Below are 14,365 nucleotides of genomic sequence, written 5' to 3' on the forward strand. Positions count from 1 at the left end.
GTGCTTCCTGTCGGAACGGCCGGCCCAGACCGACAGAAGTGCGACGGGAGCGGTTCGAGGGGCTGGATAGGGTGGGCGGATGAGCAGGTATTCGGCGACGATCGCGGGTGCCGTCGACCACGAGCTCGTCATCAAGAAGTCGCGGTTCCTCACGCACATCGCGCCGGTCGGGTCGGTCGAGGAGGCCGAGGCGGTGATCGCCGGCATCCGCAAGCGGGCGTGGGATGCCGCGCACAACTGCACCGCGATGGTGACCGGTCTGCTCGGCGATCAGGCCCGCTCGTCGGACGACGGAGAACCGTCGGGCACCGCGGGGATCCCGATGCTCGAGGTGCTGCGCCGCCGCGAGCTGACCGATGTCGTCGCCGTGGTCACCCGCTACTTCGGCGGCGTGAAACTCGGCGCCGGCGGGCTCGTACGGGCCTATTCGACCGCCACCTCGGAGGCGCTCGACCTCGCCCGGCTGGTGCGGCGCGAGGCCCTCACACAGGTGCGGATCGAGGTCGCGCACGCCGACGCCGGGCGCTTCGACAACCTGCTGCGCGACTGGGCGGGCCACCACGGCGCCACGCTCGGCGAGCCCGCGTACGGCGCGGCGGCCACGCTCGAGGTCTGGACGCCGGCGCTCGAGATCGCGCACCTGACGGATGCCGTGGCCGCGGCATCCGGCGGGGGCGTCGTGCCCGTGGTCGGTGTCGAGCGGGTGGTCGACGTTCCGGAGTGAGGGCGGCCCTTCGTCTCGTCGCTTCGCTCCTCGCTCAGGAACCGGGTTCCAAGACCGGTTCCTGAGCGAGCGGAGCGAGACGAAGGGCCCACCCGCGCGGATATTCTGAGGGGATGTTCGACAGCCCGCTCTCGGCCTCGGCGTACGAGGTCCTCGGGGTGACGCCGGGCACCGACGACGACGAACTGCGCCGCGCGTATCGCGCCCGCCTGCGCGAGGCGCATCCCGACACGGGCGGCGATGCGGCGGTGTTCATCCGGGTGCAGCGGGCGTGGGAACTCATCGGCACCCCCGCGGGCCGCGCGAGCTACGACCGCACGCGCAGCGGCGCAGACGAATGGCGCGCGCCCGAGCCCGCCCGCACCGACACACGCCCGCGCCCGAAGACCTCCGGCGAGGCCGGCGCCTGGCGCCGTGCCCGCTACGTCGCACTGCTCGAGGAGTGGGCGGGCGAGAGCATCCCCGACCCGTACGCCCCGAGCCTCGTGCGCGCCGCACCCCGCGCCCTGCGCCGCCTGCTCGCCGACGCCCTCGCCGAAGAGGGCACCGCCCACGCGATGGCGGGGCTGGGCATGGGCTTCACGCTCTGGCACGGGATCGCGACCGGGCCCGCGAGCGCCGGCGACGACCCGGATGCCGAGCACCGCCTCGACCACGTGATCCTCGGACCGTCGGGCCTGTACGGGGTGATGTCGGCCGACTTCGGCGGCGTCGTGGGGTTCCGCCGCGGCGAGATCACGGGGCCCAGCCTCGGGCACCGCGCCCCCGTGACCGACCTGCTCGCGCAGATCCGCTCTGTCGCCCGGGCGGCCCGCGTGACCTTCAGCGGCGCGATCGTGGTGCTGCCCGACGACGACCTGTCGATGCCCTCGACGCCTCTCGGGAGCATCCGCGGTCTGCCCGTCTTCGTCGTGCGCCGCAGCATCCTGCCCACTCTCCTGCGCCAGGGCCTACCGGGTACGCGGGTGATCGGCGGCAACGAGCTGTTCGACATCCGTACGCGGTTGCGGCACAGCATCCGCCACCTCTGACGCACTCCGCACCTCTGACGCACGCGATCGGGCGACACGCGGGCCGACACGCCGCACTTTTGAATCACTAAAAAGAGCGGGTAGGGTCGAAGACATGGAGACCACACTCGATCAGGCGCTTCGCGGCGCCGGACTGAGGGCGACCGCGGGCCGCGTCGCCGTTCTCGAGGCGCTGGACTCCATGGCCCATACGGATGCCGAACGCCTCTACCGGGCGATCTCGGAGGTGCTGCCGAGCACGTCGATCCAATCGGTGCACAACATCCTCGCGGACCTGACGACGGCGGGCCTCGTCCGCCGGATCGAACCGGCAGGCTCCGCAGCGCTCTACGAACGGCGCATCGGCGACAACCATCACCACATCGTCTGCACCTCCTGCGGGGCGGTCGGCGATGTGGACTGCGTCGTCGGCGAGGCGCCGTGCCTCACCCCGTCGTCTTCGGGGGGATTCACCGTCCAGACAGCAGAAGTCACCTTCTGGGGCCTGTGCCCCAGCTGCCAGAACGCCGCGCAGTAGTCCGACGCATCCGCCACCGACCCGCCACCCGCGGAGAAGGGCTGTTCGCCGTACCCGCGCGCAGAAGGAGAACACCATGACGAAACCCGCCACCACCACCCAGACCGGCACCCCGGTCGCGAGCGACGCGCACTCGCTCACCGTCGGAGCCGACGGCCCCACCGTCCTGCACGACCGCTACCTCGTCGAGAAGCTCGCCTCCTTCAACCGCGAGCGGGTGCCGGAGCGCAACCCGCACGCCAAGGGCGGCGGCGCGTTCGGCGAGTTCGTCGTCACCGAAGACGTCTCGGCCTACACCCGCGCGGCCGTCTTCCAGCCCGGCGCCACCAGCGAGACGCTGCTGCGCTTCTCCTCGGTCGCCGGCGAGCAGGGCTCCCCCGACACCTGGCGCGACGTGCGCGGCTTCTCGCTGCGCTTCTACACGACCGACGGCAACCTCGACATCGTCGGCAACAACACCCCCACCTTCTTCATCCGCGACGCGATGAAGTTCCCCGACTTCATCCACTCGCAGAAGCGCCTCGGCGATTCGGGTCTGCGCGATGCCGACATGCAGTGGGACTTCTGGACGCTCTCGCCCGAGACCTCGCACCAGGTCACCTACCTCATGGGCGACCGCGGCCTGCCGCGCAGCTGGCGCCACATGAACGGCTACGGATCGCACACCTACCAGTGGGTCAACGCCGCGGGCGAGCGCTTCTGGGTGCAGTACCACTTCCTGTCGAAGCAGGGCGTCGAGGCGATGGGCGCCGACGAGGCCGAGCGCCTGGCCGGATCGGATGCCGACTTCTACCGCCGCGACCTGTTCGACTCGATCGCCGCGGGCGACTTCCCGGAGTGGGACGTCTATGTGCAGATCATGCCGTACGACGAGGCCAAGGCGTACCGCTTCAACCCGTTCGACCTCACCAAGACGTGGTCGAAGAAGGACTACCCGCGCATCAAGGTGGGAACGTTCACCCTGAACCGCAACCCGGAGAACTTCTTCGCGCAGATCGAGCAGGCGGCGTTCTCGCCCGGCAACCAGGTGCCCGGTACCGGCATCTCGCCCGACAAGATGCTCATGGCCCGCGTCTTCGCCTACCCCGATGCGCAGCGTCACCGGGTCGGCACGAACTACAACCAGCTGCCGGTCAACCAGCCGCACGCCGCAGAGACCCGCAACTACATGCACGAAGGCAGCATGCAGTATCGGTTCAACCCCGCCGAGCACCGCGTCTACACCCCGAACTCCTACGGTGCGGCCGGCGGCCCCGAGGCCGACCCGCAGGCGGGTGTCGAGGCGAGCTGGGAGTCCGACGGCGAGCTGATCCGCTCGGCGGCGACCCTGCATCTCGACGACGACGACTTCGGTCAGGCCGGCACGCTGTACCGCACGGTCTTCGACGACGAGCAGCGTGCACGCTTCCTCGAGACCCTGACCGGTCAGGGCAAGTCGATCACGGTCGACGGCATCCGCGAGCGCTTCTTCCAGTACTGGACGAACGTCGACGCCGCGCTCGGAGAGGCCCTCCGCAGCCGCGTCTGAGCCGAGGCGGGTCGCTGACGGAGTCGCGTCGAGACCCACCACCGCCGTCGAGACCCATCGCCCCGTACGTCGGGGGCGGTGGGTTTCGGCGTTCCCGGTGGGTCTCGTCGCGCATGCACGCCCCGCCGCAGGAGCAGAATGGATGCCGTGGCTGTCCCTCTCTCCGACCTCACCCGCATGCCCGAACCCCAGCAGGTCTACGCCGCCGACGGCACCCGCCTCGCGACGTACACCTGGGGAGAACTCGACGCCCCGGTCGTCGTGATCGTGCACGGGTTCGCCTCGAACGCCCGTGACAACTGGGTCCTCACCGGCTGGGTGCGCGAGCTCACCAAGGCCGGGTATCGCGTGCTCGCCCTCGACCAGCGCGGGCACGGACTCAGTGAGAAGCCGCACCAGTCCGAGGACTACAGCATCCGCACCCTCGTCACCGACGTCGAAGCCGTGATGGACGCGTATCTCGTCGACGACGCCGTGTACGTCGGATACTCATTGGGCGCGCGGGTGGGCTGGGAGGTCGTGAAGGAGCTCCCGCACCGCATCGGCCGTGCCGTGCTCGGCGGGGTGCCCGACGGCATCCCCCTCGCCCGTCTCGACCTCGAACAGGTGCGCGCGTACATCGCCGACGGCACCCCGGTCGCCGACCCGACGACCCAGAACTACATCGCCCTCACCGAACGAGTGCCCGGCAACGACCTGCGCGCGCTCGTCGCGCTGGCCGAGGGCATGCGGGCGTCCGGGTCGATCGACCCCGACCCGGCGGATGCCCCCACCCGCCCGATCCTCTTCGCGACGGGGTCGAAGGACGCGATCATCGAGGGCTCGCGCGCCCTGGCATCGGCCGCCCCCGACGCCCGCTTCTTCGAGATCCCCGACCGCAACCACTTCAACGCCCCGGGCTCGTCGGCGTTCAAGAGCGCCGCCGTGGAGTTCCTGCAGGGCTGAGGGCCGGCGCGCTGGCGCATCCGGCCGCGCGCAGCGGAGGAGATCACACGCCCTGCAGGACCGGTTGCGGCATCCGCTCCTGCATTGCGCGAGATCTCCTGTGGAGCGTGCGTCAGTCGGCGGCTGCGCCCGGCGCCTGCTCACCCTCGCGCGCGCGCCGCACGAACCAGGCGGTCGGGCCGATGACCGGCACCAGTGCGATGACCAGGAACCACAGCAGGAAGCGGATGCCGGAGACTCGACGATCACGCACGGCGGAGACGAGAGCGACCACCGTGTAGACCATCGCCGCAACCCACAGCGCGAAGAAGATCACGTCGTAGGCGGTGGGGATGAGCGGGTTGGCGTCCATACGGGAGTCTCCTCAGCGGTCGAGAGCCCAGCCTTTCACGCTCCGCATCCGCAGCGGAGGAGATCACACGCTCTGGAGGACCGCTTTCGGCATCCGCTCCTGCATTGCGCGAGATCTCCTGCCGGGGGCGTGCTCACGCGGGCACGAAAAAGCGCCCCCGTCGTGAAACGGGGGCGCTTCGGCCGGGCAGAGGCTCAGACGGCGGTCTCAGCGCGCTTCGGCAGCACCCATCCCGCACGCGGGAAGTGGCAGGTGTAGCCGTTGGGGTACTTGATCAGGTAGTCCTGGTGCTCGGGCTCGGCCTCCCAGAACGGGCCCTCGGCCTCGATCGTGGTGACGGCCTTGCCCGGCCAGAGGCCCGAGGCGTCGACGTCGGCGATGGTGTCGCGGGCGACCTGCTGCTGCTCGGGGCTCAGCGGGAAGATGGCCGAGCGGTAGCTCGACCCGATGTCGTTACCCTGACGGTCACGCGTCGACGGGTCGTGGATCTGGAAGAAGAACGCCAGGATGTCGCGATAGGTCGTCTTGGTCGGGTCGAACACGATCTCGACCGCCTCGGCGTGACCGGGGTGGTTGCGATAGGTGGCGTGGTCGTTCTGGCCGCCCGTGTAACCGACCCGGGTGTCGAGCACGCCGGGCTGGCGGCGGATCAGGTCTTCCATGCCCCAGAAACAACCGCCGGCGAGAACCGCCGTCTCGGTGCCGGGGGTGCGGGTGATGGTTCCGGTGTCATCGGTCATGACTGCTCCTCGGAGTCGTGGGTGGTGGTGCCGGTGCCGTCGGCGGAGAAGAGGCCGCTGTAGCGACCGTACCCCTCTTCGTCGAGCTGGTCGGCGGGGATGAAACGCAGGGCCGCGGAATTCATGCAGTAGCGCAGGCCTCCGGCGTCGCGCGGGCCGTCGTCGAAGACGTGCCCGAGGTGGCTGTCGGCCCCGCTGGATCGCGCCTCGGTGCGCTTCATGAACAGCGAGCGGTCGGTGCGGGTGGTCACGGCATCCGCCTCGATGGGCTTCGTGAAACTCGGCCATCCCGTGCCGCTGTCGAACTTGTCGGTGGAGCTGAACAGGGGCTGGCCCGAGACGACGTCGACGTAGATGCCGGCGTCGTGGTTGTTCCAGTAGGCGTTGCGGAAGGGCGGCTCGGTGGCATCCTCCTGCGTGACCTCGTACTGCAGGTGCGTGAGGTCGCTGACGGCCTCGGGCGTCTTGCGGAAGTCGTTCGACATGGTCTGTGTCTCCTTTGTCCGACGCCGCTGGCTGCGACGTCTCTGATCACAACCAGCGAGCGACCCGTTTTGGTCCCGCAGGGCTGAGAGCGGGCTGTGAGTTTTTCTTCGTCACGCGAGCACGCGGACATGAGACGATTCCGAGGATGGATGCCGCCAACGATGCCGAACTGCGCGAACTCCGCGCCCGCGCCTACGGCCCGAGGGCCGACATCACGAACGACCGTGCCGCGATGCGACGTCTGCGCGAACTCGAAGCGGCCCGACGTGCCGAGCTGAGCGCCGCGACGGCTCCCGCAGGACCGCCGGTCGGCGCGGAAGAGGCGGATGCCGCGCCCGCCGAGCATCTCCCCACCGACGCGGCACCGGCGGTCGCCGCCCGCACCGGTGCCCCCACCGCCGACGACGGCGAGCCCGAGTGGTGGCAGCCCGACGACGAGACCGAGGAGGACGCTCGCGTCGGGGCGACGGCATCCGTTCCCCGTCGGCGACGCGTGCTCTGGGCGCTTTCAGTGATCGCTTCGGCCGCCGTGGCTGCCGGCGTGACCTACGCGCTCACCGGGGTTGCACCGGTGTCGGCGTCGTCGGGTGTGCCGCAGACGACGACCCTGCATCCGACCTCGGCGACCCTCGTACCGCAGGACTTCATGGGCGCCATCGAGAGCACTCCCGTGTACGACTTCTACGGCCTCACGCTCTTCCTCGGCGAGGGCGGCTTCGGCGGCCCCATCGGGCCCGACGACGCCTGCATCATCGCCGTCTCGACCACCGACGTCCCCGCGATCGAGTCCTTCGACGGGTCGTCGTGGTCGATCGACGGGCCCGTCTACACCGGCTGCAGCGCAGGGGCGTTCCCCGCGACCATCGAGATCCCGCTCCGCGCCGATGTGCCCGCCGCGCTCGGCGCGCGCTTCTCCGGCAGTCGAGCGATCCAGTTCGTGCTCGACGGCGACCGCATCGGGGTGTTCGTCGACGGCGGCTGAACGATGACGATCCGCATCTCCGCGACTCGATAGAGTGTCTCGTCTGCACACATACCCTGGGGGACGCACATGTCGGTTGGTCTGCTCGCCGTCGTCGACGACATCCTGAGCGCGGCGATGAAAGCTTCGGCCAAGGCCGCGGGCGTCGTGATCGACGACGCCGCCGTCACGCCGCAGTACGTGCAGGGCATCACGCCCGCGCGCGAGCTGCCGGTCGTCGCGAAGATCGCCGTCGGCTCGCTGGCGAACAAGTTCGTCATCATCATCCCGGTCGCGCTGCTGCTCACCGCCTTCGCACCGTTCGTGCTGCCGTACCTGCTGATCCTCGGCGGTGCGTACCTCTGCTTCGAGGGCGCCGAGAAGGTGCTCGAGTGGTTCGGGGTGCAGCACGGCCACGCCGACGAAGGCGCCCGCAACGAGAACAAGCTCGTGTGGGGCGCCGTGCGCACCGACCTGATCCTCTCGACCGAGATCATGCTCATCTCGCTGTCGAACCTCGAGGCGGGCCTCGACATCTGGACCACCCTCGCCATCCTGGCCGTGATCGCGCTCATCATGACCGGTGTCGTCTACGGCGCGGTCGCGCTGCTGGTGAAGATCGACGACATCGGCCTCAAGATGGCGAAGAGCCGCGAGAAGCGCGTGCGCCACACCGGCATGCGGATCGTACGATCGATGCCCGGAGTGTTCCGCTTCATCAGCATCCTCGGCACGGTCGCCATGCTCTGGGTCGGCGGGCATCTGCTGCTGGTCAACCTCGGCGAGGTGCACGTGACGTTCGGCGCCGACATCCTGCACGGGATCGAGCACATCCTCGAACCTGCGGGCGCCGTCATCGTCTGGATCGGCGACACCCTCTTCTCGGCGATCGCCGGCCTCGCCGCCGGCCTCATCATCGTCGGGATCGTGCTCGGGATCGCGAAGGTCTTCGGCAAGAAGCCGAACTTCCACGAGGGCGAGGAATCCCCCGCCGACGTGCACGCCTGAGTTTTCTCGCGCAGGGTTCCGCTCGCGGAACCCCTCTGCCACACTCGGGCCTGTGAGCATCCTCGTCAACACAGACAACTTCGTCCGCGCCGAGAACGACCGCATGTTCGCCGACCTGCAGCGCGATGCGGGCGGCATCAACACGTTCTCGCACAACCGCGAACCGGCCGCGATCGACAAGCAGACCGTCATCCGCCTCAACCGCGACACCCTCTACAGCTTCGCCATCGTCGACATCTCGCAGGGCGCCTCGTTCACGCTGCCGGATGCCGGCGACCGCTACCTCTCGGCGATGGTCGTGAACGCCGACCACTACGTCAACCGCGTCTTCCACTCCCCCGGTGAGCACGAGCTCTCGGTGGAGGAATTCGGCTCCCCCTACGTCGCCCTCGCGATCCGCATTCTCGTCGATCCGACCGACCCCGCCGATGTGGCGGCCGTCGGGGTCCTGCAGGATGCGATCGAGCTGCGGAGCGCCTCGGCCGTGCCGTTCGAGATGCCCGACTACGACACGGCCTCGTTCGACGAGACCCGGTCGGCGCTGCTCACGCTGGCAGGACGGATGACCGGCTTCGAGCGCACTTTCGGGCGCGCCGACGAGGTCGACCCGGTGCGCCACCTGCTCGGCACGGCCGCGGGATGGGGCGGACTCCCGACGAGCGAGGCGACGTACTTCGGCACGAACCCACGCCTTCCCCTCGGCACCTACGAGCTGACGGTCGGCGACGTGCCGGTCGACGGCTTCTGGTCGATCTCGGTCTACAACGCCGAGGGCTTCTTCGAACCGAATGCGGCGGACGCCTACACGGTGAACGACATCACCGCCGAGAAGAACCCCGACGGATCGGTGACGGTGCACTTCGGCGACTGGCCCACGGGCACGCCGAACGTCATCCCGACGCCCGAGGGGTGGAACTACCTCGTGCGCCTGTACCGCCCGCGCGCCGAGGTGCTCGACGGGAGCTGGTCGTTCCCGACGCTGACCGCCTGAGTCGGGCGGATGCCGGCCGGCTCAGCCGCGCCGACGGCGAACGACGATGCGCTTCTCGTCGGCGGGGTTCATCCGGTCGAACCAGACGTCGACGGATTCGCCCTCGACGAGCGGATCGGCGACGTCGATGACCGCGCCGCGACGAACGAAGCGCTGCGTGCCCTGGCCGTCGACGAAGGAGTAGGTGACAGCGGTGAGGATGCGCGTCGACTCACCGAAGTGCGTGTACCCCTGATTCGTCACCGTTCCGTCGACCGGATCGGAACCGCGCACGATCTCCTCCTCGGTCCTCGCCTGCGTCGTACGACGACGCAGACCCACGACGGCGAGCAGGGCGAACAGCACGCTCACGCCGAGGAGGGAGACGCCGAGAACGATCGGTCCGGCGTTCAGCAGGCAACCGACTCCCGCGCCCGCGGTCACGAGCGCGATCGGCGCGGCCCACCCCGGGAGACGGAGGTTCTTGACCGAGAGCCGTACCCAGAAGATCAGACCGGCGATCGCCGCGAGACCGCCGATCAGGGCGCCCGTCATCGCCACCAGGAGCCACCCGGTGTGCGCCGACACCTCGTCGGCCGCGGGCTCGCGCGCCATCATGAGCACGCACGTCATCAGACCGCCCGCGCCGGCGAAGGCGAGGATGCCGGGGACGAAGAGATCCTTGATGGTCGGAACTCGAGCGGCTCGTGCGCGGCGGGCCGCATCGGGGTCGACGGTGCTCATGCTTCCATCTGAGCACATTCTGCGCGTGCGCTCCAGAGAGGTCCGCCCGACCTCAGCCGCGCGTGTGATCGGGGCTGCGCAGCCATTCGTCGAAGGTGATCGCGCCCTGGAGCGCGTCGGGTCCGCCGCGCAGCGCGCCGGAGGCCAGGCCGCGACCGTAGGCGTCGGGCAGCTTCACGTCGAGCACCCGCCGACGGATGCCGTCGAAGGCGAGCTGCCGTCGGGCGACGTCGACGAGCGTCTCGTCGCGCGGACCCACGAGATCCTGCGCGCGCCCCACCGGCCCCGCCTCGGCCACCCGCACCACGTGAGCGGCAACCTCGCGGGCGGCCACGGGGCGCATGAGCGTGCGCGGCGCGACCGCGAAGGGCCCGGCGATCTGCGCGAGCACCTGCCCCGCGAACTCGTGGAACTGCGCCGCCCGCACGATCGTGTGCGGGATCGCGCCCGCCGCGACCGCCCGTTCCTGAGCGAGCTTCGCCGCGTAGTACGCGGTGTCGATGCCGTCGATCCCCACGATCGAGAGCGCCACGTGGTGCGCCACCCCGACCTGCGCCCCGGCCGCGAGCAGGGTGCGCGTGCCGGTCTCGAAGAAGTCCCGCGCCTTCTTCTCCGACAGCGTCATGATGCTGGTGACGTCGATGACGGCATCCGCTCCGGTGAGCGCCTCGGTCACCCCCTCACCGGTGAGCACGTTCGCCCCGCTCGCGCGCGAGAGCACGACGACATCGTGCCCGGCCTCGCGCGCGGTGCGGCTGACGTGGCGTCCGACGGTTCCGGTGCCTCCGGCGACGGCGATCCTCATGGGTCTTCCTCTCGTTCGGGGTGCCCTGCGCGTCACCCTGTCACATGTCCGACGATGCAGAGGGCGCGAGTGTGAGGTCGGTAGTCTTCGAGAGCACCCCGTCTTCGAGAGTGCCCCGACGAGGAGAACCCGTGGACGACGACCAGAACGACGTGTTCGGCGAACGGCGCCGTCTCACTTCCCTCGCCTATCGCATGACGGGAACTCTTGCCGATGCGGAGGACGTCGTGCAGGAGACGTACGTGCGCTGGTATCGGATGACGGATGCCGAGCGCTCCGGCATCCTCAACCCGCCCGGGTGGCTCACCACGGTCGCGAGCCGCATCTCGCTCGACCTGCTGACCTCGGCGCGGCGACGACGCGAGCAGTACGTCGGGCAGTGGCTGCCCGAACCGGTGCCGCTCGACCTGTTCGTGGGTGGGGAGCGGATCGCCCCCGCATCCGTCGCCCTCGACGACCCGTTGGAGCGGGTCGCGCTCGATGAGTCGGTGTCGACCGCGCTGCTCGTGGTGCTGGAGTCGATGACGCCGGCCGAGCGGGTCGCATTCGTGCTGCACGACATCTTCGAGGTGCCGTTCCCCGAGATCGCCGAGATCCTCGGGCGCTCGGCGGCAGCGGTGCGTCAGCTCGCGACCTCGGCCCGGCGCCACGTGCGCGAGAACCGCACGAGCGCGGTGCCGCGCGCCGAGCACGACCGGGTGGTGCGGGCGTTCCAGCACGCGAGCCGTTCGGGCGGTATCGAGCAGTTGCTGCGGGTGCTCGCCCCCGACGTCGAGCTGCACAGCGACGGCGGCGGGGTCGTGCGCGCGGCGCTCAACATCGTGTCCGGCGCCGATCGCGTGGCCCGGTTCCTGCTCGGGATCGCGGCGAAGCGCCCCGACATGCAGCTGGAGGAGATCGAGACCGGCGACGGGATCGCGCTGCTGTTCCGCGAGTACGGCGAGGTCGTCAGCGTCGTGAACCTCGGCGTCACCGACGGGGCGGTGACCCGCGTGTGGATCATGATGAACCCGCACAAGCTGTCGCACTGGCGCACCGACGTCGCCGCATCTCAGTAGGGCGGCGCGAGTCCGTCGAACATCGGGAAGTGCGTGACGTTGCGGGTGAGAAGCTCGGCTCCGAGGAGATCTGCTGTGGCCGCGACGATGAAGTCGGCGGCATCGATCCCCGAGTACGCGGGAAGCCACCGACGGCCGAGCTCACCGGCGCGCTCCGCGACCGGCCGATCGACCGGGTGCCAGATGATCTGGTCGATCAGCGGCTCGATACGGGCCGGCTCATGATCGCGGATCAGGACGAGGAGCTCGGTACGCACGATCTCACTCGAATGCAGAGCGCCTCTCTCGACCGCAGAGAGAAGAGCCTGGTGCGCGCCGAGGACCCCCCGCGTGTGATCGATCAGTACGGACGTATCGATGAGGCTGATCATGAAAGTCAAGTGAGACGTCGCCCGGAGCGGATGCCGTCGACGAGCTGCTCCCCCGAGATGTCAGAGGTCACAGCGCCGAAGGTCGCCGCGAGGGCGCGCCGCGTTGCGTCTTCGTCGTCGACGTGGCCGTACGTCGAGTGGATCGCCTGACGGATGAGACTGCTCATCGACAGGCCTGTACGGGTCGCGACGGCGTCGAGCATGCGACGGTCGTCGTCGCTCAGGGAGATCTGCGTGCGCTTGAGGCTCATGATGTAAGGACTATACATCGCGACTCATTCGCGCGACAGAGATGAGAGAGGAAGCATCCACCCATCCTGTCGAGCTCAGCGCGTCGATCGATGGCGAGCAGACCCGCCCGCACCGACCGACGCGAAAGCGACAGAAACGGGTCGCTGTGCAGGAGCACTGGCGCACCGACGTCGCCGCATCCTGATACCGTCGGCGATGCGCTTCCCGCAGCGCAGACCCAGGAGAACCCCGTGCAGATCAGGGATGCCGGAGTCGCCGACCTCGAGGCGCTCACCGAGATACACAACCACGCCGTGGTGCACACGACCGCGATCTGGAACGAGGACCCCGTCGACGTCGACGACCGGGCCGCGTGGCTGGGCGAGCGTTCGTGCGACGGATTCCCGGTGATCGTCGCCACGGATGACACGGGCGTGCTCGGCTACACGTCGTTCGGTCGGTGGCGCCCGCACAGCGGTTATCGGCACACGGTCGAGCACTCCGTCTACGTGCGCGAGGAGCAGCACGGACGCGGCATCGGACGCGCCCTGCTGACCGCGCTGATCGAACGGGCCCGAGCCCAGGGGGTGCACGTGATGGTCGCCGCCATCGAGAGCGGCAACGCCGCCTCGATCGCCCTGCACGAGAAGCTCGGCTTCATCGAGGTCGGGCGTATGCCGCAGGTCGGCGCCAAATTCGGACGCTGGCTCGACCTCACCTTCCTGCAGCTCACGCTCGACGAGCGTGCCACCCCCGCACCGGCATCCTGAGCATGGATCCCCTGAACTGGCTCGTCGAGGCGTTCAACTCGAACTGGGTGCTGCCCGGCGGGCAGACGCTCCTCGTGCGCGAGGTCGTCGGAAACGCCTTCGGTCTCGCGAGCGCGATCGGCGGGATGCGCCGGCGCATCTGGGCCTGGCCCGTCGGCATCATCGGCAACGTGCTGCTGCTGACCGTCTTCCTCGGCTCGGTGCTCAGCCCCGACCACTCGCTGCCGCACCTGCTCGGGCAGGCCGGACGCCAGGTGATGTTCATCGCCGTCGCGATCTACGGGTGGGTGCGCTGGCGTCAGGCCGAGGGCGGTCGGATCCAGCCGCGGTGGGCGCCGACCGGAGCGCGCATCGGACTGGTGCTCGCCCTCGTCATCGGCACCGTCGCGCTGACCCCGCTCTTCCGGGCGCTCGGTTCGTGGGAGCCCGTCTGGGCCGACGCCTGGACCTTCGTCGGGTCGCTGCTCGCGACCTACGGCATGGCCAAGGGCTGGACCGAGTTCTGGCTGATCTGGATCGCCGTCGACGTGGTGGGCGTTCCGCTGCTGTTCAGCTCGGGATACTACGCCACCGGACTCATGTACGTGTTCTACGGCGGGTTCACCGCGGTCGGTTTCATCGTGTGGATGCGCACGCAGCGGCGGGCGGTCGAGCCGATCCTCACCGCGCAGACCGGGCTGATCCCCGTGCAGAAGAGTGTGCAGAAGAAGAGCGCTCGGGGATCAGCAGCACGACCCCCAGCAGCAGACTGATCCCGAGCGCCACCATCTCGCCGATCGCCGATGCGAGCGGCATGTGCGCGAGGTGGAACGCGTGGTACGCGAAATGCAGCGTGCCGAAGACCGTCCAGGCGAGACCGAGCACGCGGTACGCGATCGGGTGACGCCAGATCAGCCCGCCGATGCTCGCCGCTCCGAGCGCCAGGTACATGGCGCCGACATCGCGGATGAGGTGCTCGTTGAACGGACCGTCGACCGAGACCCACGAGCCGAGCACTCCGGGGAACGAGTCGTAGAAGCTCCGCGCCGCGAAGTACGCCCAGCCGCCGACGAACAGCGCGAGCAGGGCGGAGAACGCGAGGGCGAGGAAATGGAGTCGTCTCATGCTCGTGATGACGAAGCGGG

The 14,365-nt window shown here is 69.4% G+C and carries 19 protein-coding genes; 11 read left to right on the forward strand and 8 right to left on the reverse strand.

What is annotated here, in order from left to right; all coding sequences use genetic code 11:
- The first annotated feature begins 79 nt into the window (after nt 1-79).
- The 5 genes from KV396_RS05925 (at nt 80) to KV396_RS05945 (ending at nt 4,745) form a co-directional block, all read left to right on the forward strand.
- Nucleotides 80-724 (forward strand): IMPACT family protein, encoded by a 645-nt coding sequence (locus KV396_RS05925; protein WP_247957180.1) that lies wholly within the window; start codon nt 80-82, stop codon nt 722-724.
- Nucleotides 725-837: 113 nt separating this feature from the next.
- Nucleotides 838-1,755, forward strand: coding sequence for a J domain-containing protein (locus tag KV396_RS05930; RefSeq protein ID WP_247957181.1), 918 nt, complete (start codon nt 838-840; stop codon nt 1,753-1,755).
- A 94-nt stretch (nt 1,756-1,849) separates the two neighbouring features.
- A complete protein-coding gene (locus KV396_RS05935) occupies nt 1,850-2,272 on the forward strand; it encodes a Fur family transcriptional regulator (protein WP_247957182.1) in 423 nt (140 codons plus the stop codon).
- A 76-nt stretch (nt 2,273-2,348) separates the two neighbouring features.
- Entirely contained in the window at nt 2,349-3,800 is a 1,452-nt protein-coding gene (locus tag KV396_RS05940) for a catalase (protein ID WP_247633515.1), read from the forward strand.
- Between the two features lie 138 nt (nt 3,801-3,938).
- Nucleotides 3,939-4,745 (forward strand): alpha/beta fold hydrolase, encoded by an 807-nt coding sequence (locus tag KV396_RS05945; RefSeq protein WP_407665576.1) that lies wholly within the window; start codon nt 3,939-3,941, stop codon nt 4,743-4,745.
- 112 nt (nt 4,746-4,857) lie between these two features.
- On the opposite strand, the gene KV396_RS05950 is transcribed toward KV396_RS05945, so the two are convergent.
- The 3 genes from KV396_RS05950 to msrB all read right to left on the reverse strand — a co-directional run bounded on the left by KV396_RS05950 (nt 4,858) and on the right by msrB (nt 6,322).
- Nucleotides 4,858-5,097: a PLDc N-terminal domain-containing protein gene (locus KV396_RS05950; protein WP_247957184.1), complete on the reverse strand. Its 240-nt coding sequence runs from the start codon at nt 5,095-5,097 to the stop codon at nt 4,858-4,860.
- 194 nt (nt 5,098-5,291) lie between these two features.
- Nucleotides 5,292-5,837, reverse strand: a complete 546-nt coding sequence (msrA, locus tag KV396_RS05955) for a peptide-methionine (S)-S-oxide reductase MsrA (protein WP_247624158.1) — start codon at nt 5,835-5,837, stop codon at nt 5,292-5,294.
- Nucleotides 5,834-6,322, reverse strand: a complete 489-nt coding sequence (gene msrB / locus KV396_RS05960; protein ID WP_247633512.1) for a peptide-methionine (R)-S-oxide reductase MsrB — start codon at nt 6,320-6,322, stop codon at nt 5,834-5,836. The genes msrA and msrB overlap by 4 nt, the downstream gene beginning before the upstream one ends.
- 146 nt (nt 6,323-6,468) lie before the next feature.
- On the opposite strand from msrB, the gene KV396_RS05965 reads away from it, so the two are divergent.
- The 3 genes from KV396_RS05965 (at nt 6,469) to KV396_RS05975 (ending at nt 9,283) form a co-directional block, all read left to right on the forward strand.
- A complete protein-coding gene (locus tag KV396_RS05965; protein ID WP_247957185.1) occupies nt 6,469-7,305 on the forward strand; it encodes a hypothetical protein in 837 nt (278 codons plus the stop codon).
- Between the two features lie 69 nt (nt 7,306-7,374).
- Complete coding sequence (locus KV396_RS05970; protein ID WP_247957186.1) at nt 7,375-8,292, forward strand: DUF808 domain-containing protein; 918 nt, start codon at nt 7,375-7,377, stop codon at nt 8,290-8,292.
- Between the two features lie 52 nt (nt 8,293-8,344).
- On the forward strand, nt 8,345-9,283 hold the full coding sequence (locus tag KV396_RS05975; RefSeq protein WP_247957187.1) for a DUF1214 domain-containing protein: 939 nt from the start codon (nt 8,345-8,347) through the stop codon (nt 9,281-9,283).
- Between the two features lie 21 nt (nt 9,284-9,304).
- Here KV396_RS05975 and KV396_RS05980 read toward each other — a convergent pair whose 3' ends face one another.
- Together KV396_RS05980 and KV396_RS05985 are read right to left on the reverse strand one after the other, a co-directional pair.
- A complete protein-coding gene (locus tag KV396_RS05980; RefSeq protein WP_247633508.1) occupies nt 9,305-10,006 on the reverse strand; it encodes a hypothetical protein in 702 nt (233 codons plus the stop codon).
- Between the two features lie 52 nt (nt 10,007-10,058).
- Nucleotides 10,059-10,811: an SDR family oxidoreductase gene (locus KV396_RS05985; protein ID WP_247957188.1), complete on the reverse strand. Its 753-nt coding sequence runs from the start codon at nt 10,809-10,811 to the stop codon at nt 10,059-10,061.
- A gap of 131 nt (nt 10,812-10,942) precedes the next feature.
- Between KV396_RS05985 and sigJ the strand changes: the two genes are divergently transcribed.
- The gene (gene sigJ, locus KV396_RS05990) at nt 10,943-11,869 is read left to right on the forward strand and encodes an RNA polymerase sigma factor SigJ (protein WP_247957189.1); all 927 of its coding nucleotides are present in this window, start codon (nt 10,943-10,945) and stop codon (nt 11,867-11,869) included.
- On the opposite strand, the gene KV396_RS05995 is transcribed toward sigJ, so the two are convergent.
- Nucleotides 11,863-12,240, reverse strand: coding sequence for a PIN domain-containing protein (locus KV396_RS05995; RefSeq protein ID WP_247957190.1), 378 nt, complete (start codon nt 12,238-12,240; stop codon nt 11,863-11,865). The two genes, sigJ and KV396_RS05995, sit on opposite strands and share 7 nt — an antisense overlap.
- Nucleotides 12,241-12,245: 5 nt before the next feature.
- Nucleotides 12,246-12,491, reverse strand: a complete 246-nt coding sequence (locus tag KV396_RS06000; protein ID WP_247957191.1) for a ribbon-helix-helix protein, CopG family — start codon at nt 12,489-12,491, stop codon at nt 12,246-12,248.
- A gap of 231 nt (nt 12,492-12,722) precedes the next feature.
- On the opposite strand from KV396_RS06000, the gene KV396_RS06005 reads away from it, so the two are divergent.
- Both KV396_RS06005 and pnuC read left to right on the forward strand, forming a co-directional pair.
- Nucleotides 12,723-13,241 (forward strand): GNAT family N-acetyltransferase, encoded by a 519-nt coding sequence (locus KV396_RS06005; protein ID WP_247957192.1) that lies wholly within the window; start codon nt 12,723-12,725, stop codon nt 13,239-13,241.
- A gap of 2 nt (nt 13,242-13,243) precedes the next feature.
- The gene (pnuC, locus tag KV396_RS06010; protein ID WP_247624148.1) at nt 13,244-13,993 is read left to right on the forward strand and encodes a nicotinamide riboside transporter PnuC; all 750 of its coding nucleotides are present in this window, start codon (nt 13,244-13,246) and stop codon (nt 13,991-13,993) included.
- On the opposite strand, the gene KV396_RS06015 is transcribed toward pnuC, so the two are convergent.
- On the reverse strand, nt 13,902-14,345 hold the full coding sequence (locus tag KV396_RS06015) for a hypothetical protein (RefSeq protein ID WP_247957193.1): 444 nt from the start codon (nt 14,343-14,345) through the stop codon (nt 13,902-13,904). The genes pnuC and KV396_RS06015 overlap by 92 nt on opposite strands.
- Nucleotides 14,346-14,365 lie beyond the last annotated feature (20 nt).

This window comes from Microbacterium galbinum, assembly GCF_023101185.1.
Classification (GTDB): domain Bacteria; phylum Actinomycetota; class Actinomycetes; order Actinomycetales; family Microbacteriaceae; genus Microbacterium; species Microbacterium galbinum.